The sequence below is a fragment of the Variovorax sp. RO1 genome, assembly GCF_002849325.1.
Lineage (GTDB): Bacteria > Pseudomonadota > Gammaproteobacteria > Burkholderiales > Burkholderiaceae_C > Variovorax.
The window spans coordinates 19669-41851 of the sequence record NZ_PKMT01000005.1 but is presented as its reverse complement, the minus strand read 5'-3'; the positions used below and the strand labels follow the sequence as shown (position 1 = coordinate 41851).

The window sequence follows — 22183 nt, the reverse complement described above, 5'->3', positions numbered from 1 at the left end:
TCCTCCAGCGCGTGGTGTGCCGGAAATGGGTTATCGAAATCGGGCGGTTCAATCGAACGGGTTGTGTCTCAACGAGGCGCCGCGTAGAAGGCTTCGAGCGCCTGCATGCAGCGCTGCGGTTGTTCGAAGGTGGTCCAGTGGCCGCATCCCTCGAGCACGACGAGCCGGCTGCCGGCGATGCGTGCCTGCATCGCCTGGACGTTGGCCACCGGGGCCACGCCGTCCTGGTCCCCGGTGACCAGGAGCGTCGGCGCATCGAGGCGTTCGAGCGCGGCCGATTGCGCTTCGGCCAGCGCCGCGCAACTTTGCGCATAGCCCTCGGCCGGCTGGCGCATCACGCTCTCGCGCACCAGGGCGAGCACCACCGGCTGCTGTTCCTTCGTCTGCGTGCTCGTCGCGCCCTTCACGATCGCATCGGCGATCTCCTGCATGGCAGCCGTGCCGCCGCGCGCTGCGTTGGCACGCGCCGCGATGTTTGGGCGCGCCGCATCCGGTGGCGCCGCCAGCGGGCCGAACAGCGCCAGCGATTTCACGGCGCCGGGGCTGCGCACCGCGAGGTGCTGCGCGACGATGGTTCCGAGCGAATGCGCCATCACATGCACCGATGCGATGTCGAGCGCCGAGAGCAGCCGCAGCATCGCATCGACGTAGCCGTCGATCGACAAGCCCTTGCCATCGGCCGGCAGCGGCGACCTCGCGCTGCCCGGCAGGTCGGGCCTGATGCGCCGAAAACCGCCGAGCGCCGGCAACACGGGCGTCCAGTTGTTCGACGATCCGCCCAGCCCGTGGATGCACAGCAGCGCCTCGCCTTCCCCATCGATCTCGACGGCGAGCCCGTTCCATACTTGAGTCGTCATGTGCGGCCCCTCAAACGAACTTGTTCTCGATGGCGCCGAGCCGCTCGATCTCGACACGCACCACGTCGCCGGCACGCAGGTAGCGCGGCGGGTTCATGCCCATGCCCACGCCGGCGGGCGTGCCGGTCGCGATGACATCGCCCGGGTAGAGCGTGATGCCGCGCGAGATCGTCTCAATGAGCGTGGGAATGTCGAAGATCATGTTCTCGGTCGGCCCGTCCTGGCGCAGTTCACCGTTGACCCAGCAACGCACGCGCGTCTTGCTGCCGTCGAACTCGTCGGCCGTCACGATCCACGGGCCCATCGGGCAGAAGGTGTCGAACGACTTGCCCAGGTCCCACTGCCCATGGCGCATCTGCACGTCGCGCGCCGTCACGTCGTTGACGACCGTGTAGCCGAACACATGCGACATCGCCGCGTCGCGCGCGATGTTCTTGCCGCCCTTGCCGATGACCACGGCCAGCTCGGCCTCGTAATCGATCTGCGCCGACACCTCCGATGGAACCAGCACCTCGTCGTGCGGGCCCACGACGCACTCGGGCACCTTGGTGAAGACGATCGGCCATTCGTCCGTCTTGGAGGCGTTGTCCTTGAACACCGAGGTCGACAGCTCCTTGGCGTGCGCGTGGTAGTTGCGGCCGACGCACCAGAGGTTGCGCCGCGGCTTGGGCAGCGGTGCATCGAGCACCACGTCGCGCAAGTCGACTGCGGGGCTCGATGCCTCGGGAAGCGATCCACCCCTGGCGAGAATTTCGATCAGCGTTAGCACGCCGCTGTCTGCCTGCTTCGGCGTGAGCTGCAGTGGCGTGACGGTCTTGCCGTCGGCGGAAACGAGGCCGACCTTGCGGTGGCCCTCGCTCGTGAAAGTGGCGATTCGCATGAAGGTTTGCTCCTGTGTTTTAGCGATGCGCCAACTTTAGAAATCACGGGCCGGCGGCGCTTATCGGCTGGTCCGGCGGCGTATCGAATCGTCTGGTGTGCTTCTAAGGACTTACCCGATGCGCTGCCCGAGCCGGCGCTGCGCGGGAGAACAATCGGCCGACCCGAAACCAACCCGATGAAGCGCGCACAGATGCAGGAAGCCTATGCACTCCACGAAGGCGCGTTCGGCACCGCGATCGTCCTGGAGGCGAGCGCCAACCTGGTGGCGCACGCGCACTCCGAAACACAGCTCGCCCTCTGGCTGGGCGGCGCGCGGGCCTGCGCGCATGTCGGCACCGAAGTCGTCGGCTACAGCGAAAGCGTGGCGCTCGGCGTGAACGCCTTCGAGGCGCACGACATGGTTCGCCTGGAGGACAACGGATCGAGCCTGTTCATCGTCTTCATGATCAAGAAGGATTGGCTCGACGAACTCGGCCTGGCGAAGGACCGGAGCTTTAGATTTCCATCACCGCGCGTGCCCATCGGCGATGCGCTGCGGCGTTCGTGTTGGCGGGTGCTGGATTTGATGATCTCCACCGGCGCGGCACGCGAGCACATCGACAAGGAGGTCGAGCGGCTGCTCGAAGCGGCCATCGCCGCCTCTGCCACGGGCGGCGATGCGGCGCCGGTCGCCGGCGGCATTGGCGTCACGCTCGATCACCGATTGCGTGCCGCCATCGCGCACATGCGGGCGCATGTTTCCGAGAAGACGACGATCGACGAAATCGCGGCCAAGGTCGGCCTCTCGCGCGCGCATTTCTTCGCGCTGTTCCGCGACCAGTTGCACACGACGCCCCAGGTGTTCTGGAGCGGCGTGCGCGTCGAGGAGGCGATGCGCAGGGTGAGCGATGGCGGCAAGCTCACCGACGTTGCGCTCGACCTCGGGTTCTCGGCCCCGGGGAATTTCTCGCGCTTCTTCAAGGAGCACACCGGAATTTCGCCGTCGATCTTCAAACGGGCCACACGTTCACCTTCGCCCGTCACTGTCACGGGAATACCGCGGGAAGGTCAGTCGTCTTAGGCACTCAAAAGAGCAGTGGAATTGTTTGGAACGTGATAAACCCAAGCCCGCCCACGGCAGCGCATCGCCGAAAACTGAGCAGCATCGACATCGAGTCTGCGTTCAGGTGGCTGCTTTCGCGTCTGAACCGGACATTACCCGCGGCACGGAGAACGACAGCTTGTGGCCGCATTCTGCACTTGGCTGGCGCCCCTCAAACAGGGCGCCAGGAACCAGTCAGGCTTCGTCTGCTCAGCCATTTCAAGTGCGTCCTCGACTTCGATTCCGAGGTAGCGCACTGTGCTCTCGAGCTTGGTGTGGTCGAGCAGGAGCTGCACCGCGCGAAGCTTCTTCGTTCGGCGGTAGACCAAGGACGCCTTGGTCCGGCGCATTGAGTGGGTGCCGTACTTACCTGTCATTCAGACTACGTGCTGCGGCGCCCAAGGGTGCGAGGTCAGGCCGTGATTCAGCAGGAGCGATTCGCGCTTTTGCATACCGGAAACCGTCGGCTCACTCGTCTCAGCAAGGAAGACGGATCGAATGGGGTTGGAGCGTCCATGTGGACGTGCCAGCGAGAGCCGGTACGACGCATCGGGTGCGAAGCAGCGCGGCTGAGCGGCACCGGCGCAGGGTCGAGAACGCGGCCAGGGCTTCCCTTTTTTGCATGCCTCTTCGACTTCTCCACACTGCGCCCCCACCTCCCATCCGACCGCGACATGCCCTCTGCCATCCCACCCACTTCGGCCGACATTCCAACCGGCCTGGCAGCCGTCGACGCCTTGCTGCAACCCTTCAATCGCGGCGACGGGCCCGGCCTCGTCGTCGGCATCGCGCGCAACGGCAAGACCCTCTATCGTCGTGGGCTCGGGCTGGCGAGCATCGAGCACGGCATCGCCAACACGCCGCGCACTCGCATGCGCATCGGCTCGACGTCCAAGCACTTCGCCTGCCTGGCCGCGTTGCTGCTGGCAGAGGAAGGCAGGCTTTCCATCGACGATTCGATCCATGCGCATTTGCCGGAACTGCCGCGGCTGTCCAAGGTCGGGCCCACGCTGCGCCAGCTGATGAACCACACGAGCGGCTGGCGTTGCCACATCGCGCTGTCGTGCAGCAGTAGCGGCGACGCTGTCCAGCCTAAGGGCGCGGGCTTTGCGTTGTTGGCGCGGCAAGGCGAACTCAACTTCGATCCGGGCACCGGCATGCTCTATTGCAATGGTGGCTATCACCTGCTGACGCACGTGATCGAACGCGTCAGCGAGCAGCGCTTCGAAAGATTCCTCGCCGAGCGCATCTTCGAACCTCTAGGCATGCACGACACCGAGTCGGTGCCGAGCGATTTCGACATCAAGCCCGGCATGGCCACGCTGTACCAAGCCTTGCCCACGGGCGCCACCGCAAGCGACGACGCCGAATGGCGGCGTGGCATCTTCCCGGTAGAAGACATCGGCGGCGAGGGCGCGATCGTCTCGACGGTCGACGACATGCTGCGCTGGATCGCGCATCTGCGCGGCAGCGACAAGCGCGTGGGAAGTGCTGCGAGCTGGGCGCAGATGACGACACCGACGGTGCTCGCCGATGGCGCGGTCACACCCTACGGGCTCGGGTTGATGCAGCATTCGTACCGGGGCGTCGAGGTCATCCGCCATGGCGGGACGGTGATCGGCGGCACGAGCCAGATGCTCACGGTGCCGGCGCATGCGCTGGACATCTCGATCATGACCAACGGCGCCAAGGCGTCACCGCGCACGCTGGGGTGGAAGATTGTCGATGCCTTGTTGGCGGCGCACCTCGGCCAACCGCCTGCGCATGTGCCTTCGGCCGAGCGCCCGGCGCTGATGGACCAGCCCTACTATTCGCCCGCCACGGGTGTGCTGGTCCGCTTCGGCGATGCGGAAGGTCAGCTCGGGCTGTCATGGCTGGGATCGCCGCCCATGCCATTGCGATCGGAACCCGGCCAGCTGTCGCTGGCCAGCGAAGACAGCCTGATGGCGCCGATCGGCATCCAGACGGCGGGGCTCGACGGTGACGTCGCACCCGCCTTCATCACGCTCGCCGTGGGCGGTGCGGTGCATCAGTTCACGCACATGAATGCGCCCGCACCGAGCGCGGCCGATCTCGCGCCGCAGCTGGTGGGGCGCTATCGCGTGCCCGACATGGACGCCACGGCATGCCTCGCGCACACCGGCGACACGCTGCGGCTGCACATCCAGGCCCCGTACGGCAGACGCACCTTGCGGTTGCAGGCGCTCTCGACAGATCTGTTCACGATCGCGAGCGACGGCCTGCCATCGTCCACGCCCACCGCCGGGGTGATCCGCATCGATCGCGACGCCGACCGGGTCGTCGGCTTGCGTCTGGAGGAGGGACGCACCCGTGGACTGCGCTTCACGCGCGAGTACCCCGGCGCATGAGGATTTCGCGCGCGGCATGGCGCCGGCGCGAGCCAGCCGTGCTCCGGGGAAGGTCTGCCGCACCGATTCTGAAGCCCGTCTGACGTCCGCTATTGGCGCCACTGAGCGAGCGGCAGTTCTTGGCCGATAGTACCCATTCGCGCGAGACCGAGGGATGTCGGCAACCGCTGCGTACCTGCCGCTCGCAGGGGCGAGCTGCCGGCCTAGGTGCAGCATGTTCCTACCGTTTTCGGTGCGTTCTCAGCCGCCGATAAGGGGGCATTGACGTGCCTTTGGTTATCGTCGGTTAGGTCCGCGGCGTTCGGCTTCGGGCTCCGGTGCTGGCAGTCCACTGCTCTAGAGAGTCAATGTGCGAATGAGCATTAGCATGGCGCCGCGGCGTTGATATCTACGAGCGGATGGGTGCACCCGGGCGACTCGAAGCTCTCGTTCCGGCAGACAAACGTAAGGGGTTTGATCGCAATGTGATGTGCGAACTAGTTTTCCGATCCGCGCATCACATGCGCATGCCGATCCTACGAGTGCGGCCTTTCCGATTTTTCTCTGGCGATCAATCTCAGGACGAACGACTGGAACGCGCGCTCCAGACGTTCGGGCGTGTGACTTGTTTCTCAAAGCCCGCCGGGACGGGCATGCTGGAAGGCCCGTTGCTGCAATGCAGAAGGTTTCGGCTACGGAAACGTGGCGTGTCCTGATCGCATAACTGCCGAAGTCGAATTTGGCGCAAGACTTGATCTGCAGGTTCTCGAGATGAGACCTGCAAGCGTTTTGCTCCAACCTTTTTCTTTGGAACCTCCATGAAATTCGCGAAAGCCATGAAGATCGTATCGGTCCCTGTTCTGACCCTCCTGGTCGCAGCCGGCGCCCACGCAGAGGCGTACGACGGTGTGCACAAAGCCTTCTCCACCAAGACGCGCGATGAGGTGAATGCCGAAGCCGTGCGCACCGCCACGGCGCCGGACCAGAACGTGGTTCGCGGTTCTCGCGGTCCCGAGACCATGGCTGTTTCGACGGCGCGTTCTCTCGTTGAAGCCGAGGCTGTTCACTACAACCTGCGGCCCGACCAGAATGTCGGCTCCGGCTCTCGTGTGAACAGCAAAGTTATTTCGACGATGCCGCACCCGGCCGATCTGCGCGCCAAGGCCAATTGAGCAACGACTGCTTCACGCTCCGCGTGCGGTAAGAAAAAACGGTCGGCAGGAGCGCCCAGAGTTGCGGGTGACCATCGCACACATGCCCGCCAAGGGTGGACACCTGATGACAACTTCCCTTACTCCTGACGCCGCCAGAGCCTCGGAGCCAGCCCCTTTGCCCACCAAGGTCATCTCGGGCGTCCCCAACCCTTTGCTGCACGCGCCGCTGCTGCCGCTGTTGATTCGCCTCGCGGTGCCCACGGTGGCCGTGATGCTCATGCAGACGGTACTGAGCGTGGCAGAAACCTACTTCGTGAGCGGGCTGGGTGTCGACGCTATCGCAGCGGCCTCGCTGGTCGTGCCTGTCATGCTGCTGATGACCATGGTCTCCAACGGCGGCGTCGGAGGCGGGGTTTCTTCGGCGGTTGCGCGCGCTCTCGGCGGAGGGCGGCAAGACGAAGCCGAAAGTCTAGTGTGGCACAGCGTCGTGATCGCGATCATCGCAGGCGGACTGTTCGCCTTGGCTGCGATCGCCGCGGGTCCGATGCTCTACCGCGAACTGGGTGGAACAGGCGCGTCCTTGCAGCAGGCGATTCGATACTCGAACATTCTCTTTGGCGGCGCGGTCCTGTTCTGGATTCCGACGTTGCTGCAGTCAGCCTTGCGAGGTGCGGGCAACGTCAGAACTCCAGCACTGATCATGCTCGGCGGCGTTGGCGTCGGGCTCGTTATTTCTCCTGTCCTGATCCTGGGTTGGCTGGGGTTTCCGCGGATGGGCGTCGCCGGTGCGGGCGTGGCGCAGGTGCTATGCAGTGCAGGCTCGCTCGTGGCGATCGTTGCCTCCATGCGATCCGCGGGCTCGAGGCTTCGACTTCGTCGGCACCCGCTACGGCGTGATCACTTCGGTGCCATCCTTGGCGTTGGCTTGCTGTCGACCCTCAACGCGGCGATGACGACGCTTTCAATTGCCGCGATCACTGCGGCTGCAGGCGCCTTCAACGTGTCGACGATCGCGGGCTACGGTATCGCGTCTCGACTGGAAATGTTGTTGGTTCCGGTGATGTTCGGCTTCGGCACCGCCGCCATTACCGTAGTCGGAACCTGCATCGGCGCCGGCGATGTGGTGCGTGCGCGGCGCGCTGCGCTTGTGAACGCATTGTTCGTCGCTGGCATGCTCGAAGTACTGGGCCTCGGCGTGGCATTCTTTCCTGGACTGTGGATGTCTCACTTCGCGAGCGACTCCGACGTATTGGCCGTCGGGGGCCAGTACCTGAGAGTGATGGGCCCGGTGTTCGGCTTCATTGCCGTCGCGTTGTCACTGTATTTCGCGGGGCAGGGCGCGCGGCGCGTCGCCTGGCCGCTCGCGGCCGGTGTCTTGCGCTTCGTGTGCGCGCTGTCCGCAGCGGCGCTGGTGTTCGCGGGGAGGCTCAGCCTCGAGTCTGCCTTCCTGCTGGTGGCTGGGGGCGCCATCGTCGGCGCCGCAGTGACGGTGTGGGGCTTCGCCCGGGTAGATTGGGGAAGACGCTAGAGTCACACGCGCCGTGCTGCGGCCCTCAGTCCTTCGACCTGGAGACCGGCTGACCGCCGTTTCCGAGCGCAAGAGGCAGGTCTGTTGGACCGCCCGGGTTGCCGGGGCGTATCCAGTGTCTCAATGCGAGCGGATTGCCACCGCTTCGAGGGGCTCAGCCTGCCAGCCGCCGCCCAGCGCCTTGAATGCACTGACCGCCGCGCGCGCCGACTCCGTTTGCGCCTGCGCTCTCGCATCGGCCACGCGCAGCAGGCTCTCGTCCGCCTGCAACACTTCGATCAGGCTGACGACACCTCGCTGATAAGCCGCGAACGATGCCCCTCGCGCGCGACCGAGCGATGCCTCGCCCTGCGCGAGCAAGGCGGCTTGTTCTTCACGCTTGACCAGGGCGGAGAAGGCGTTCTCCACGTCTTCGGTCGCACGCAGTGCAGCGAGCCGGTAGGCTGCGAGCAACTCCGCGTCCTGCCCCTTGGCGAGTGCAATCTGCGCGTCGATGCGCCCGAAGTCGAACAGCCGCCAGCGCAGGCCGAGCAGGGCCGCAGCCTGGCTGGCGCCGCCGGTGAACAGATTGCCGCTGGCCACGGACGTGGCGCTGCCGATCGTTCCCCCCAGCGAGAGTTTCGGGTAGTACTCGGCCATGGCCACGCCAATGCGTGCGTTCGATGCCGCAAGGCGCCGCTCGGCAGCGATCAGGTCGGGCCGCCGCCGCAGCAAATCGCCGGGTGATCCGGTGGCGCCGATGCGCGGTGCGATAGGAATGACACCCGCCGCCGTCAATTCGGAGCGGTGCGCGCCCGGCGCCGCGCCCAGCATCACGTCGAGCGCGTTCATGGCCGCGGCCTCACCCGCCTCCAACACTGGCACAGATGCGCGGACCTGCGCCAGGGCACCTTCGGCTTGCCTCAGTTGGAGTTCGGCGGCCAGCCCCTTGCCGTAGAGGAGGTTGATCTTCGACAGCAGGTCCTGCTGCGTGGCGACTTGCCGCCGTGCCACGTCGAGGCGGGCCTGCAGACCGCGCAGCGTGATGTAGATGTCTGCGGTCTGTGCGGCCACGGTCAGGCGCGTGGCGGCCGCGCCGGCCTCCGATGCCTGGTAGTCGGCCAGCGCAGCCTCGCGTCCCCGGCGCAGGCCGCCAAAAATGTCCAGCTCCCAGCTTGCGCCGAGATTCGCCTCGTAGGCGTTGCCGTAGCGATCGAAACCTGGCTGCGCGTTCAGGACCTGGCCCAGCGGTGTCTCGACCGACTGGTAGGCCCTGGCGGCTTGTCCGCCGAGATTGCCCGAAGGCAGCAGCGCCGCATTCGCCGCACCGAGCCCGGCCCGGGCCTGCGCCACGCGGGCGGATGCCTGCGCAAGGTCAAGATTCTGTTTCAGCGCGAGTTCGACATAGCGGGCCAGTCGTGCATCGCCGAAGCCGGTCCACCACGCCACCCGCTCGGCGTTGGCGGTGGCCGATCGCTGGTCGAGGGCGGCCTCGCCGATGAATCGGTCCGGCAAGGTCGGGGCAGGTCGGACATAGTCAGGCCCGACAGCACAGCCTGCGAGGAGGCTGAGCAGCAGGGGCAGGGCAAGCGTACGTTGGGACATGGGTTGCTCCGGGACGGCGGACGGGGAAAAGATGTGACTATAATTCAATATGGTCACTTGTTGTCGTTTGTTTGTCCGGGCGGTAAGCTCTGGTCATGAGCAATGCAACTTCTTCTCCGCCTGCCGCGCGAGGACCGGCCGATCACGACGTGCGCGCGCAGATCGTCATCGCGGCCACCGAACACTTCAGCCAGTACGGGTACGAGAAGACCACGGTTTCCGACCTCGCCAAGGCCATCGGCTTCTCCAAGGCGTACATCTACAAGTTCTTCGAGTCCAAGCAGGCGATCGGCGAAATGATCTGCTCGAACTGCCTGCGCGAGATCCAGGAGGGCATCCGCGTGGCGGTCGACGGGGTCGAAAGCCCGCCCGAGAAGCTGCGTCGTATGTTCAAGGCCATTGTCGATTCGGGCCTGCGCCTGTTCTTCCAGGACCGCAAGCTCTACGAGATCGCCATCTCGGCGGCCAGCGAGCGCTGGCCGTCGGCCATTGCCCATGAAGAGTGCATCCGGCAGATGCTCATCGAGCTGCTGAAGCAGGGCCGCGAGTCGGGCGACTTCGAGCGCAAGACGCCGATCGACGAGGCGGCGGCGGCCATTTATCTGGTCATGCACCCCTATATCAACCCCGTGATCCTGCAGCTCAGCGCTCATTACACGGACCAGGCGCCGGCCCAGCTGTCGGGTCTGGTGCTGCGCAGTCTGTCTCCTTGAAGATATAAATCGAATGTGACCATTGACTAAAATGGTCACTGTTATCAGAATCGGGGCCCTGATCGATTCGTCTATGGGCCCCTCATGCACTCGCGCCGCTTCCTCACATCCGCTTTCGTCTGCGTCTTGCCGTTCGCGCTGGCCGCCTGCGACGACAAGGCTCCGCCCGATCCGCGCACCCAGGCGCCGCTGGTGCGCGCAGCCACGGTCCAGACAGCCACGGCGGCATCGCGCTCGTTCACCGGCACCGTGGCCGCGCGGGTTCAAAGCGACCTGGGTTTTCGCGTCTCCGGAAAGGTGCTGGAGCGTTTTGTCGATGCGGGTCAGACGGTCAAGCGCGGGCAGTTGCTCATGCGCATCGACCCGGTCGACCTGAGGTTGGCGGCGCGTGCCCAGCAGGAAGCGGTCAGCGCTGCACGGGCGCGTGCAAAGCAGGCGAGCGACGAAGAAGCGCGCTACCGTGACCTGCGCGGCACCGGCGCCATTTCCGCCTCGGCGTACGACCAGGTCAAGGCTGCGGCGGATGCTGCCCAGGCCCAGCTCGGTGCGGCCGAGGCGCAGTCCGAGGTTGCGCGCAATTCCAATCGTTATTCGGAACTCACGGCCGATGCGGACGGCACCGTGCTCGAGACGCTGGCCGAGCCTGGCCAGGTCGTCAACGCCGGGCAGCCGGTGGTCCGCGTGGCGCAGGCCGGCCGCCGGGAGGCCGTGGTCCAGTTGCCCGAAACGCTGCGCCCGGTCATCGGCTCCGTCGGCCAGGCCACGCTGTTCGGCAGGGCAGGTGTTGTGGTGGCCGTCAAGCTCAGGCAGCTCTCCGATGCGGCCGACAAGCTCACGCGCACCTTCGAGGCGCGGTACGTGCTCGATGGCGAACTCGCCAACGCGCCCCTGGGCGCCACGGTCACGGTTGACATCGCAGACGGCAAGTCCGCCAAGGCAGGGGGCGTCCAGGTGCCCATCAGCGCCCTGTTCGATACGGGCAAGGCGACGGGCGTTTGGGTCATCGGTGGCGATCCATCGACGGTGCGCTGGCAGCCGGTGGTCGTCGAGCATCTGGACGACGACCGCGCCCGGATCACCGGCCCGCTCGAGCAGGGAGACCAGGTGGTTGCGCTCGGCGCGCACCTGCTGCGCGAAGGCGAGAAGGTGCGTGTGGCGAGATCGGCCGCAACGCCAGCGGTGGGCGGAGCCCACCCATGAGCGAAGGCCGCTTCAACCTGTCGGCACTGGCCGTACGCGAGCGATCCATCACGTTGTTCCTGATCTGCCTGATCTCGCTGGCGGGGCTGGTCGCATTCTTCAAGCTGGGCCGCGCGGAAGATCCCGCCTTCACCGTCAAGGTGATGACCATCATCACGGCCTGGCCCGGCGCCACGGCGCAGGAGATGCAGGACCAGGTCGCCGAAAAGCTCGAGAAGCGCCTGCAGGAGCTGCGCTACTACGACCGCGCAGAGACCTACACGCGACCCGGCCTGGCATTCACGACCCTGACGCTGCTCGACAGCACGCCGCCGGCACAGGTGCAGGAACAGTTCTATCAGGCGCGCAAGAAGCTCGGCGATGAGACGGGCAATCTGCCCGCTGGCGTGATCGGGCCGATGATCAATGACGAGTACGCGGACGTCACCTTCGCCCTGTTCGCGCTCAAAGCCAAGGGAGAACCGCAGCGCGTGCTGGTGCGCGACGCCGAGACGCTGCGCCAGCGGCTGCTGCATGTGCCGGGCGTGAAGAAGGTCAACATCGCCGGAGAGCAGTCCGAGCGCATCTACGTCGAGTTCGCGCACGACCGGCTGGCGACCTTGGGCATCGGCCCGCAAGACGTGTTCGCCGCACTCAACAGCCAGAACGCGCTGAGCCCGGCCGGGTCCGTGGAAACCAAGGGCCCGCAGGTCTTCATTCGGCTGGACGGCGCGTTCGACACGCTGCAGAAGATCCGCGACACGCCCGTGGTCGCGCAGGGCCGCACCTTGAAGCTGTCGGATGTGGCCACCATCAAGCGCGGCTACGAGGACCCGGCCACCTTCATGATCCGCAACGGTGGCGAGCCGGCCTTGCTGATCGGCGTGGTCATGCGGGAGGGATGGAACGGGCTCGACCTGGGCAAGGCCCTGGACGTGGAAGCCCGCGCGATCAACGCCGGGCTGCCCCTGGGCCTCAGCCTCACCAAGGTCACGGACCAGTCGGTGAACATCAGCGCGTCGGTCGACGAGTTCATGGTCAAGTTCTTCGCGGCCTTGCTGGTCGTCATGCTGGTGAGCTTCCTGAGCATGGGTTGGCGTGCGGGCCTTGTGGTGGCCGCCGCAGTGCCGCTGACGCTGGCCGTGGTCTTCGTGGTGATGGCCGCGACCGGCAAGAACTTCGACCGCATCACGCTCGGCTCGCTCATCCTCGCGCTTGGCTTGCTGGTGGACGACGCCATCATCGCCATCGAGATGATGGTCGTGAAGATCGAGGAGGGTTATAGCCATGTGGCCGCGTCCGCCTATGCCTGGAGCCACACGGCAGCGCCGATGCTCTCGGGCACGCTGGTCACCGCCGTCGGTTTCATGCCCAACGGCTTTGCGCCGTCGACAGCGGGCGAGTACACCAGCAACATGTTCTGGATCGTCGGCATCGCGCTGATCGCATCGTGGGTGGTCGCCGTGGTGTTCACGCCTTACCTGGGCGTGAAGCTGCTGCCGAACTTCAAGAAGATCGAAGGCGGCCATGCCGCGATCTACGGCACGCCGCGCTACAACCGGCTGCGTCATGTGCTGGGGCGTGTCATCGCGCGCAAGTGGTGGGTGGCGGGCGCCGTCGTCGCACTCTTTGTGGTGTCGATCCTCGGCATGGGTGTGGTCAAGAAGCAGTTTTTCCCGATCTCCGACCGCCCTGAGGTCCTGGTCGAGGTGCAGATGCCCTACGGCACGTCGATCACGCAGACCAGCGACGCGACAGCCAAGGTCGAGGCCTGGCTCTCCACGCAGTCGGAGGCCCAGATCGTCACGTCCTACATCGGACAGGGCGCGCCCCGTTTCTACTTCGCGATGGGGCCCGAACTGCCCGATCCGTCGTTCGCCAAGATCGTGGTGCGCACGGCCAGCCAGGAGGAGCGCGAAGCCTTGAAGCACCGGTTGCGTCAGGCCATTGCCGATGGCCTTGCGTCCGAGGCGCGGGTGCGCGTGACCCAGCTGGTGTTCGGGCCGTACTCGCCGTTCCCCGTGGCCTACCGTGTCTCCGGGCCCGATGCGAACGAGCTGCGCAGGATTGGGGCCGAGGTGCGGCAGGTGATGGACGCCAGCCCGATGATGCGCACCGTCAGCACCGACTGGGGCACCCGCACGCCCACGCTGCACTTCACCCTGAAACAGGACCGCCTGCAGGCCGTGGGGCTGAGCTCCAGCGCCGTGGCGCAGCAACTGCAATTCCTCCTGAGCGGCGTACCCGTGACGACCGTGCGCGAGGACATCCGCACCGTGCAGGTGGTGGCCCGTTCGGCCGGCAGCACCCGGCTCGATCCCGCGAAGCTTGTGGACTTCACGCTCGCCGGTGCCGGCGGCCAGCGCATTCCGCTGTCGCAGGTCGGCGAGGTCGAGGTGCGCATGGAAGAACCTGTCATGCGGCGGCGCGACCGCATGCCTACGATCACGGTGCAGGGCGACATCGCCGAGGGGCTGCAGCCTCCCGACGTATCGACCGCGATCACCAAGCAGCTTCAACCGATCATCGACAAGCTGCCGGCCGGCTACCGCATCGTCCAGGCTGGCTCCATCGAGGAGTCTGAGAAGGCGACCGCAGCGATGCTGCCGCTGTTCCCGATCATGCTGGCGATCACGCTCCTCATCATTATTTTCCAGGTGCGCTCCATGTCCGCGATGGTCATGGTGTTCCTCACGAGCCCGCTCGGGCTGATTGGCGTCGTGCCGACCCTGCTGCTGTTCCAGCAGCCCTTCGGCATCAATGCGCTCGTGGGGCTCATCGCGCTGTCGGGCATCCTGATGCGCAACACGCTGATCCTGCTCGGGCAGATCCACCACAACCAGCAGGAGGGGCTCGATCCGTTCCATGCGGTCGTCGAGGCGACCGTGCAGCGCGCCCGCCCTGTGATCCTGACGGCGCTCGCGGCGATCCTCGCGTTCATTCCGCTGACGCATTCCGTGTTCTGGGGTGCATTGGCGTACACGCTGATCGGCGGCACTTTCGCGGGGACGATCCTGACGCTGGTGTTCCTGCCGGCGATGTATGCGATCTGGTTCCGGATCAAGTCAGGCAACGCGACCCTGCCCGCGCACTGACGCGCCTCATCATCATTCATCAAGTTCGAGGGAATTGCCATGTCGAGTTCATCAGTCGTCGTAGTGACGGGCGCGTCCTCGGGCATCGGACGCGCTGCCGCAGAAATGTTCGTGGCGCGAGGATGCCGGGTGTTCGGCACCGTGCGCGATCTGCGCAAGGCACCCGCGCTGCCTGGTGTGGAGTTCGTCGAAATGGACGTTCGCGACGAAGGCTCTGTCCAGAGGGGCATCGGATCCGTCATCGACCGTGCCACGCGCATCGACGTGCTGGTCAACAACGCGGGAATGATGATGATCGGCGCGGTCGAGGAAACCTCGACGGCCGAGGCCGCGGAGCTGTTCGACACCAACGTCTTCGGCATGCTGCGCGTGACGCGCGAGGTGCTCCCGTACATGCGTCAGCAAAAACGCGGGCGAATCGTCAACGTGAGCTCCGTGCTCGGTGTGCTTCCCGCCCCGTACATGGGACTCTATGCGGCCACCAAGCACGCAGTGGAAGGGCTGTCGGAGTCACTGGACCACGAAGTGCGCCAGTTCGGCATTCGCGCCACGCTGGTGCAGCCGGCCTTCACCCGGACCCACCTCGATGCCAATGCGCCCCGTGTCAAGGCGCGGATCGCGGGCTATGACCGCGAACGCGAACTGGTGACGCTCTCCGTGGCCGAGAGCGTGAGCAGTGCGCCCGAGCCGCACGGCGTGGCGAGCACCATCGTCGAGGCGGCGCTGGGCCCGTGGCGAATGCGTTGCACGCCGCCGGGGGAGGCGTCTCTGCTGACGAAATTGCGCCGCTTCATGCCGGCGGGACCGGTGGATGCGAGCCTGAGGAAAAAACTCGGGCTCGCCTGAGCACCTGTTCGAGATGCTCGTATCGAGCGTCGCCCTGACCAACAAGAAGGAGAACATTTGTGGACAGCCTGGATCTCCTGCGCACATTCAGCGAAGTCGCCACTTCGGGGAGCTTCTCCCGCACGGCCAAGCATCTTTCGCTGTCGAAGGGCACCGTCAGCAAGTACATCGCGACCCTCGAGAGCCGGTTCGGTGTGAGATTGCTGAACCGGACCAGCCATGCCGTCAGCCTGACCGACGCCGGCGCCTTGCTGCTCGAAAGAAGCAGGCCCATGCTCGAACTGGCCGACGTCACGCAAGCCGAACTCCAGGATCGCGCGCGGATTCCCAGCGGCCGTGTGCGCATCTCGGCGCCTTACGGCATGGAGCTGACGGAATTGCCGGCGCTGATCAACGCCTTTCTTGGCCACTATCCGGAGGTCAGCATCAGTCTGGTGCTCACGAACCGCATGGTCGATCTCGCGGAGGAGGGCATCGACATCGCGCTTCGCTTCGGCGTATTGGCCAACGAGAACCTGATCGTTCGAAAGCTGGTGTCGATGCAGCTCACCGTCTGCGCGGCTCCTATCTACTGGCGCAAGCATGGTGTGCCTTCCCATCCGAGCGAGCTTGCGCATCACATCGCGCTGTTCAGCAGCCATTTGAATCCGCTGCCCAAGTGGCGCTTCGAAGTCGACGGTCAGCCACTCGAGGTCGCGGTCCGCGGACCGTTGGATGCAACGGAAGCCAGTCCGCTGATCCAGGCGGCGCTGCTTGGCGCAGGCGTCGTCTACCTGCCCTCGGTGATGCTCGAGCCCTACGTCGAGAGCGGGCGTCTGGTGCCCGTGCTGTCGCAGTTCGTTCGCAGTGACATGTGGCTGTCCGCCGTGTACCTGGAGCGCCGGCACAGTACGGCGGTGCACCGCGCACTGCTGGATTTTCTCGCGAGCCGGTTGAAGCCTACAGGCTCGCGGACGAGCATCGACGCGCAGTGAGCTGGCAACGTGCGAAGGATGCGCGCTTCTCTGCGGGTTGTCACTGAAGCGAGCGGGATCGCGCAACCAGCTTGCTGCGGCGTGACTAGGCGCCCTGACGTCGCCCGCCGGGACGGCCACGTCGTGGTCCAAATCCTTCGGGATCTCGAAGGTTTCGAACTCCGCGTTTCCGCGGAAAGCCTGTGATGCGGATTTCCACGCGCATTGGCCCCACTTTTCCATCGAACGCTGACCCGCTTCTGCGCACCGATGCGCAGAACCACAGGCGTGCGCGTTGGAATACAGGCGGTTCAAGCGTCAGCGAAAATGTAGGTCCACGCGTCGATGGATGAACCGCTGTGCCGGCAGCTTCTCCTCGGCCTATCGCAAGGGCAAGGCGGCTGGTCGCAGGGCGGCAACCCCTGAACGGGGTTCGCGATTTTTCGAATCAGGAAGGAATGGAGCGCGCGCTGCTCCACTTGGATGCCTCGATGGGGCCGTGGGTTCGGCGGGGCCGACCGACCTGCCATACCGTCAAACGGAAAAGCTCGGGCGCTATCAGCCCGATGTCCTCGTCGCATCAATCGGCGTATTCGCCAGCGTCCTTGATCACCTTCGACCACCGCGCCTTTTCGGCTTCAAGGTACTTCTTGTGGCCGGCAGGATCGAGCCGGTCGTCATTGACGACGGTGAGGCCGAGAGCTTCCTCCCGCTTGATCAGGTCAGGATCTTTCAACGCGGTGCGCAGTGCGGCGTTGAGCTTGGCGAGCACTGCGGCAGGCGTGCCGCGCGGTGCGTACAAGCCGTGCCAGACCTGGACGTTGAAGTCTTTCAGTCCGGCTTGCCGAGCACATGCAATGGCACAAGTACCAGGAGCGCGATCCTGCGATCGCTTGGCTCCGCAGCTTGCTACTCGAAGTCGCGCAGGGCTTGCAGCCGAGCCGGGTGACAGCGACGCGTGGCAGAGGGGCGAGCGGGAAGTGACGCGGCCTTTCGAATCGCGGCGCGAAGAATGTCGCTCGGATGGCCGCGATGCGGATGAGCTCGTGCGTTCATAGTGCGACCGCCGCGGGCGACAACTAGCGCCCGATGGATCGAGCCCGAAGCGCCGCGTAGCCGCCGCCGAGTGCGATCAGGCCCATGCCCATCCAACTGGTGGCATCGGGCCAATGGCCGAAGACCGTCCAGCCGAGCAGCGCAGCCCACAGCATCTGTGAATAGGAAAACGGCGCGATCGCCGAGGGCGGGGCGATGCGGTAGGCCAGGAGCACCAGCCACTGTGCGGCGCACCAGCTGAGCGACATGAGCGCGAGGCGCCACCAGGCGGTGCCGATGGGCGACCAGTCCATGGCCGGGAGCAACAGACTCAGGCCCAGTACACCGATCGCGGATGAATAGAGCACCGTGGTCGCGGTGTGCTCTGCGGCGGACAGGCGGCGCGTGAGGATGACCGCGCATGCCCAGGACATCGATGACAACATCGGAAAGATCTCGGCACCGCCGAAGGCCAGCGTGCCGGGCCGCACCACGACCAGTACTCCCGCGAAGCCGCACAGCACCGGCAGCCAGCGCTGCAACGCTGCGCGCTCACCCAGCACCACCCGTGCCAGCAGCATGACGAACAGAGGCGACGCGAACACCATCGCCGTCGCTTCGGCCTGTGGCATCGATCGCAGCGCGTAGAGAAAGAAGAGGGCGGAGCCCACCAGAGCCACTGCGCGCAGCACCTGCAGGCGTGGCTGTGCGGTGCGCAGCAGCGCGGGCCTTGCGAATATCAGCGGCAGCACCATCGCGAAGAGCCCCAGATAGCGGAACCAGGCCAGCAGGAATGGTGAAAAAGTGGTGGCCAATCCCTTGGCCCACATGTCCGAGAGCGCGAAGCCGGCCATGGCTGCGACCAGCAGCGCGCCGCCCGCGGCGGGGCGATGGGAGGACGTCACGGCGAGTTCAGGCCAGCTGCGCCTTGACGCGCATGCCCGCTGCGGCAGCGTCTGCGCCCGCCCACTCGATGGTCCAGCGCTTGGCCGCGATGGAGGTGCCCGCCATCGTGGCATGGGGTCCGGCGCGCAGGTGCCAGCCTTGATCCGAGCACGCAAGGACTTCGCCTTGCATGACCCCCTGGTCCGAGAACTCGACGGTGACCGTGTCGCCCGCGCGCATGGCGTGGCGCAGCGCCGGGTCGAGGCCTTGCAGCCTTGCGCCGGGGTACAGGTGCGTGTTCCGGGCCGCGATGCGCCAGGCGTGCATGGAAAATCGCCTCGGCTTCAGTCGTCGCGCAGCGCATCCGCGACGATGCTCATCGTCGTCTGGATGTGCTCGCGGGTGGCGCGCTCTGCGCGCTCACCGTCACGGTCCTTCAAGGCGGAAAGGATCGCGTGATGCTGCTCGGACGAACGGCCCAACTGGTCCTTCATGAAGATCACCGGCAGCCGCAGGTTCCAGTACTGGAATTGGGTGCGTTCGTGGAGCTCGGCGAAGAAGGGATTCTCCGAAAGCGCGACGATCTGCCGGTGAAATGTCTGGTTGAGCCGGTTGATTTCGCTGCGCGGCAGTTCCTCGCCGCGGTCCATCTCGGTGACCAGCTGTTCGAGCGCATCGAGCGCCGCAGGCGTGGCGCGCTCGGCAGCCAGTCGCGTGGCATAGCCCTCGATGGCCATGCGGCTCTCGAAGATGGTCCGAAACGACGCGGGATCGCTGGCCTCGACGACCCAGCCGCGATCGCGGCTGACCAGTCCTTCGCCCTGCAGTCGAAGCAGCGCCTCGCGCACGGGCGTGCGGCCGGCCTCCAGCAGGGCCGACACCTCGTCCTCAACCAGCCGCGAGCCCGGCTTGATGTCCAGGGTCAGGATCTTCGTTCGCAGTTTCTGAAAAACGTCTCCGGCGATCAGGTCGTTGCCGGTCTTCTTGAGTGCCATTCGGCCTCCTGCAATATTGTTCAAGCGGTCTTGCGCACTTCAAGGACCACACCAGCCTGCGCACGCGTGTCGAAGTAGGCAAAGCCCGATCCGTCCGCGCGCGCACCCCGGGCGGTCACGCCAATTCCCAGGTCGCGCGCAGCGGCCTCGGCCGCATCGCGATCGGGAACTTCGAAACCGAGGTGATACACGCCCTCGCCATGCTGGTCCAGGAAGCGCCGCTGCGGCGAATCGAGTTCCGAAGGCTGGCAGATCTGGATCTGCACATTGTCGAGGTCGACGCATTTGTAGCGCATGGCATCGGAGGCCGCTCGGTTCGGAACATCGAATTCGACGTAGGGACCCCCCTTGGGGTAGTCGAACCAGGGACCAACGCCGAGCTGTTCGTAGTAGCCCACCGTCTTTTCCAGGTCGTGCACGACGATGCACACGTGGTGGAGGGTCTTGAAGAATTGTTTCATGAAGCCGTTGTTTCCTCAGAGGTGGGTTCGTCCGCGTGGTGCGCGAGGAACTGCTTGCTGCGCTCGTGCCGCGGGGCATGGAAGAAGTCGCGCGCGGGCCGGTCTTCGACCAGTTCACCGTTGACCATGAACAGCACCCGGTGCGCGAAGTCGCGCGCCAGCGCCATCTCGTGCGTGGCGATCATGAGCGTGATGCCGTCCAGGGCGAGCTGCCGGATGGCGGCAATCACTTCATGCGAAAGCTCCGGGTCGAGCGCACTGGTGGGCTCGTCCAGCAGCATCAGCCGCGGCTTGAGCGCCAGCGCCCGCGCGATGGCCACGCGCTGCTGCTGACCACCGGAGAGCTGGTTCGGGTAGGCGCCGGCCTTTTCGGCCAGGCCCACGCGCGACAGCAACTCCATCGCCAGTGCCTTGGCCTGTGCGTGGGTCTGTCCCAGCACATGGACCGGGCCCGCCATCACGTTGTCGATGACGGTGATGTGGCGAAACAGGTTGAAGCTTTGAAACACCATGCCGATGCGTCGGCGTTGCTGGCTGATCTCGCTGTCTGGCAGTTCGATCAGCGCGTCGCCTCGTTCGCGATAGCCGATGAGTTCGCCGTTCACGAAGATCTTGCCGCCGTCGATGGTCTCAAGGTGGTTGATGCATCGCAGAAGCGTCGACTTGCCTGCGCCGGACGGGCCGAGCACCGCCACGACCTGGCCCTCGGGCACATCGAAGCTCACATCGCGCAGGACGGCTTGCGTCCCGCGGTACTTGGTCACGCCGACCATGCGGACGGCTTGCGTGGCGGGGCGGGAGGTGGGTGTGGTCATCGGTGCGGGAATCGCTTCTCGAGCGATGTTTGCAAGGCAGTGGCGAAGGCGGTCATGACCAAGTACCAGAAGCCGGCCACGGCCAGCAGCTCGACCACCCGGAAGTTGGCGGCGTAGATGTCGGTGGAGATGCGCAGCAGTTCGAGATAGCCGATGGCCGAGGCGAGCGAGGTCGACTTCAGCAGCATGATGTACTGATTGCCCGTGGCTGGAACGATGATGCGCGCAGCCTGAGGAATCACGACCTTGCGCATGATCATGCCGTGCGTCATGCCGATGGAGCGCGCCGCATCGCGCTGGCCGTTGTCCACTGCGATGAAGCCGCCGCGGATGATCTCGGCCATGTAGGCGCCTTCGGCCAGGCTCAGCCCGGCCAGCGCCGCTGCATAGGGCGTGATGACCTGCGTCATCGGCATGTCCAGCAGCACGAGGCCGGTGAACGGGATCACCAGATGCAGTTGCGGGAACATGATCGGAAAGGCGTTGAACCAGAAGATCAACTGGATCAGCATCGGCGTGCCGCGAAACAGGTACACGTAGCTGGCGGCAAAGCCCACGAGGATCGGGTTGCCGCTCACGCGCATCATGGCCACGACCAGTCCGACCGCTACCGCCAGCAGCAAGGCGATGGTGCCGAGCATCACGGAGTGGCCCGCACCGATGAGCACGTTGCGGCTGAACACGTAGCTGGCGAAGACGCCGACGTCGATCACCTTGGAGCCGACCGCGGCCGTGACCAGCCAGGCCAGCGCCAGCATCACGACCGCGCCGAAGCACCAGGCGCCCCATTGGCGTCGGTGCACCACGCGGCGCACCGGCAGCGCAGCCGACGCGGAAGAAGTAGGGATAGAGCTCACTTGCGCTTGCTGGAGGGCAGGTTGATGCTGATCGCCGGCAGCGCGGCGCCGCCGACGTTCCACTTGTCCAAGATCTTCTTGTAGGTGCCGTCGTCGAGCATGCTCTGCGTGGCCTTCTGAACGGCATCGCGCAGGCCGGTCTTGCTCTTGGCGAAGCCCCACGAGGTGATGTACGGCGTGAGCATGTAGTTGCCGCCCACGACCTTGTACTTGCCCGGGAACTGAGAGCCCATGTAGACGAGCGCCGGGTAGTCCCCGATGTAGCCGTCGACGCGCTTGAGGTCCAGCTGCATGCGCGAATCGGGTGCGGTGGGCAACTGCTCGGCACGGATCGGTGCCTTGCCGTTCTTCGTGCAGCGCTCCGAGGCCGCCTCCACGGCGGTCATGATGGTGCGGCCGCCGAGCATCGTGGCGATGCCCTTGCCGCAGAAGTCGTCGATGGTCGAGAGCTTGTCTGTGTTGGCGGACAGCACGAGGATGCTGCCGCCCGATTGCATGTAGTTGACGAAATCGAGCTTCTGTTCGCGCTCTTCCGTGTCGCTGATGCCACCGGAGGCGACGTCGAAGCGGTCGGCTTCCACGCCGGAGATCAGGGAGGCGTACTCGGACTGGATGTATTCGAGCTTGAGGCCTAGGCGTCGCGCAACGTCCTCGAGCAGGTCACGGCTAACGCCCGAGACGCCGCTGCCGCCGGGCTCGCGAAACTCGACGGGAGGAAAGGTCTGCTGAGAGCCGACGCGCAAGACGCCGCGCGCCTTGACGTCGGCGGGCACGGCACGCGCAGCCTCGGAGATGGGCGATGCCGCGGGCTGGGCAAGGCCGCACAACGGCGACAACGCCGTCAGCAGCAAAGTTGCCCGGAGAGATGACATGAACGAACGCATGATTTTCTTTCTCGGTGATTTTCTTGAGTTG

19 protein-coding genes and 2 pseudogenes are annotated in these 22183 nt (G+C 65.5%); 9 read left to right on the top strand and 12 right to left on the bottom strand.

Annotation, left to right across the window (positions count from 1 at the left end):
* Positions 1–68 precede the first annotated feature (68 nt).
* Both CY658_RS23260 and CY658_RS23255 read right to left on the bottom strand, forming a co-directional pair.
* On the bottom strand, positions 69–857 hold the full coding sequence (locus tag CY658_RS23260; RefSeq protein WP_101492453.1) for an alpha/beta fold hydrolase: 789 nt from the start codon (positions 855–857) through the stop codon (positions 69–71).
* A 10-nt stretch (positions 858–867) separates the two neighbouring features.
* The gene (locus tag CY658_RS23255; protein ID WP_101492452.1) at positions 868–1737 is read right to left on the bottom strand and encodes a fumarylacetoacetate hydrolase family protein; all 870 of its coding nucleotides are present in this window, start codon (positions 1735–1737) and stop codon (positions 868–870) included.
* On the opposite strand from CY658_RS23255, the gene CY658_RS23250 reads away from it, so the two are divergent.
* Positions 1705–2799, top strand: a complete 1095-nt coding sequence (locus CY658_RS23250) for a helix-turn-helix domain-containing protein (protein ID WP_257884973.1) — start codon at positions 1705–1707, stop codon at positions 2797–2799. The genes CY658_RS23255 and CY658_RS23250 overlap by 33 nt on opposite strands.
* Before the next feature lie 221 nt (positions 2800–3020).
* Here CY658_RS23250 and CY658_RS33070 read toward each other — a convergent pair.
* A pseudogene (locus tag CY658_RS33070) lies at positions 3021–3185 on the bottom strand (integrase); the annotation flags it as partial.
* A 309-nt stretch (positions 3186–3494) separates the two neighbouring features.
* Here CY658_RS33070 and CY658_RS23240 point away from each other — a divergent pair.
* The 3 genes from CY658_RS23240 (at position 3495) to CY658_RS23230 (ending at position 7850) form a co-directional block, all read left to right on the top strand.
* The gene (locus CY658_RS23240) at positions 3495–5189 is read left to right on the top strand and encodes a serine hydrolase domain-containing protein (protein WP_180839035.1); all 1695 of its coding nucleotides are present in this window, start codon (positions 3495–3497) and stop codon (positions 5187–5189) included.
* Positions 5190–5986: 797 nt separating this feature from the next.
* The gene (locus tag CY658_RS23235; RefSeq protein ID WP_257884972.1) at positions 5987–6340 is read left to right on the top strand and encodes a DUF4148 domain-containing protein; all 354 of its coding nucleotides are present in this window, start codon (positions 5987–5989) and stop codon (positions 6338–6340) included.
* Between the two features lie 157 nt (positions 6341–6497).
* Entirely contained in the window at positions 6498–7850 is a 1353-nt protein-coding gene (locus CY658_RS23230) for an MATE family efflux transporter (protein ID WP_180839034.1), read from the top strand.
* A gap of 120 nt (positions 7851–7970) precedes the next feature.
* Here the strand turns inward: CY658_RS23230 and CY658_RS23225 are convergent, their stop codons facing one another.
* A complete protein-coding gene (locus CY658_RS23225) occupies positions 7971–9434 on the bottom strand; it encodes an efflux transporter outer membrane subunit (protein WP_101492448.1) in 1464 nt (487 codons plus the stop codon).
* A 95-nt stretch (positions 9435–9529) separates the two neighbouring features.
* Here CY658_RS23225 and CY658_RS23220 point away from each other — a divergent pair, with 95 nt between their 5' ends.
* The 5 genes from CY658_RS23220 to CY658_RS23200 all read left to right on the top strand — a co-directional run bounded on the left by CY658_RS23220 (position 9530) and on the right by CY658_RS23200 (position 16241).
* A complete protein-coding gene (locus tag CY658_RS23220) occupies positions 9530–10147 on the top strand; it encodes a TetR/AcrR family transcriptional regulator (protein ID WP_101492447.1) in 618 nt (205 codons plus the stop codon).
* A gap of 84 nt (positions 10148–10231) precedes the next feature.
* Positions 10232–11347, top strand: coding sequence for an efflux RND transporter periplasmic adaptor subunit (locus CY658_RS23215; protein ID WP_101492446.1), 1116 nt, complete (start codon positions 10232–10234; stop codon positions 11345–11347).
* Complete coding sequence (locus CY658_RS23210) at positions 11344–14421, top strand: efflux RND transporter permease subunit (protein ID WP_101492445.1); 3078 nt, start codon at positions 11344–11346, stop codon at positions 14419–14421. The genes CY658_RS23215 and CY658_RS23210 overlap by 4 nt, the downstream gene beginning before the upstream one ends.
* Positions 14422–14460: 39 nt before the next feature.
* Positions 14461–15267, top strand: coding sequence for an oxidoreductase (locus CY658_RS23205; RefSeq protein ID WP_101492444.1), 807 nt, complete (start codon positions 14461–14463; stop codon positions 15265–15267).
* A gap of 59 nt (positions 15268–15326) precedes the next feature.
* The gene (locus CY658_RS23200; RefSeq protein ID WP_101492443.1) at positions 15327–16241 is read left to right on the top strand and encodes a LysR family transcriptional regulator; all 915 of its coding nucleotides are present in this window, start codon (positions 15327–15329) and stop codon (positions 16239–16241) included.
* 559 nt (positions 16242–16800) lie between these two features.
* Here CY658_RS23200 and CY658_RS23195 read toward each other — a convergent pair.
* The 8 genes and pseudogenes from CY658_RS23195 to CY658_RS23160 all read right to left on the bottom strand — a co-directional run.
* Positions 16801–17061: pseudogene (locus CY658_RS23195) on the bottom strand (tripartite tricarboxylate transporter substrate-binding protein); the annotation flags it as partial.
* 238 nt (positions 17062–17299) lie between these two features.
* Positions 17300–18160, bottom strand: coding sequence for a DMT family transporter (locus CY658_RS23190; RefSeq protein ID WP_180839033.1), 861 nt, complete (start codon positions 18158–18160; stop codon positions 17300–17302).
* 7 nt (positions 18161–18167) lie between these two features.
* Positions 18168–18467 carry a hypothetical protein gene (locus CY658_RS23185; RefSeq protein WP_101492441.1) on the bottom strand — a complete coding sequence of 100 codons (300 nt, stop codon included), beginning with the start codon at positions 18465–18467 and terminating at the stop codon, positions 18168–18170.
* Positions 18468–18484: 17 nt separating this feature from the next.
* Positions 18485–19135 carry a GntR family transcriptional regulator gene (locus tag CY658_RS23180; RefSeq protein ID WP_101492440.1) on the bottom strand — a complete coding sequence of 217 codons (651 nt, stop codon included), beginning with the start codon at positions 19133–19135 and terminating at the stop codon, positions 18485–18487.
* Positions 19136–19155: 20 nt separating this feature from the next.
* Positions 19156–19596, bottom strand: a complete 441-nt coding sequence (locus CY658_RS23175) for a VOC family protein (RefSeq protein ID WP_101492439.1) — start codon at positions 19594–19596, stop codon at positions 19156–19158.
* On the bottom strand, positions 19593–20411 hold the full coding sequence (locus CY658_RS23170) for an amino acid ABC transporter ATP-binding protein (RefSeq protein ID WP_101492438.1): 819 nt from the start codon (positions 20409–20411) through the stop codon (positions 19593–19595). Before CY658_RS23170 ends, CY658_RS23175 begins: the two co-directional genes overlap by 4 nt.
* On the bottom strand, positions 20408–21268 hold the full coding sequence (locus CY658_RS23165) for an amino acid ABC transporter permease (RefSeq protein WP_257884970.1): 861 nt from the start codon (positions 21266–21268) through the stop codon (positions 20408–20410). The genes CY658_RS23170 and CY658_RS23165 overlap by 4 nt, the downstream gene beginning before the upstream one ends.
* The gene (locus tag CY658_RS23160; protein WP_101492762.1) at positions 21265–22140 is read right to left on the bottom strand and encodes an ABC transporter substrate-binding protein; all 876 of its coding nucleotides are present in this window, start codon (positions 22138–22140) and stop codon (positions 21265–21267) included. Before CY658_RS23160 ends, CY658_RS23165 begins: the two co-directional genes overlap by 4 nt.
* Positions 22141–22183 lie beyond the last annotated feature (43 nt).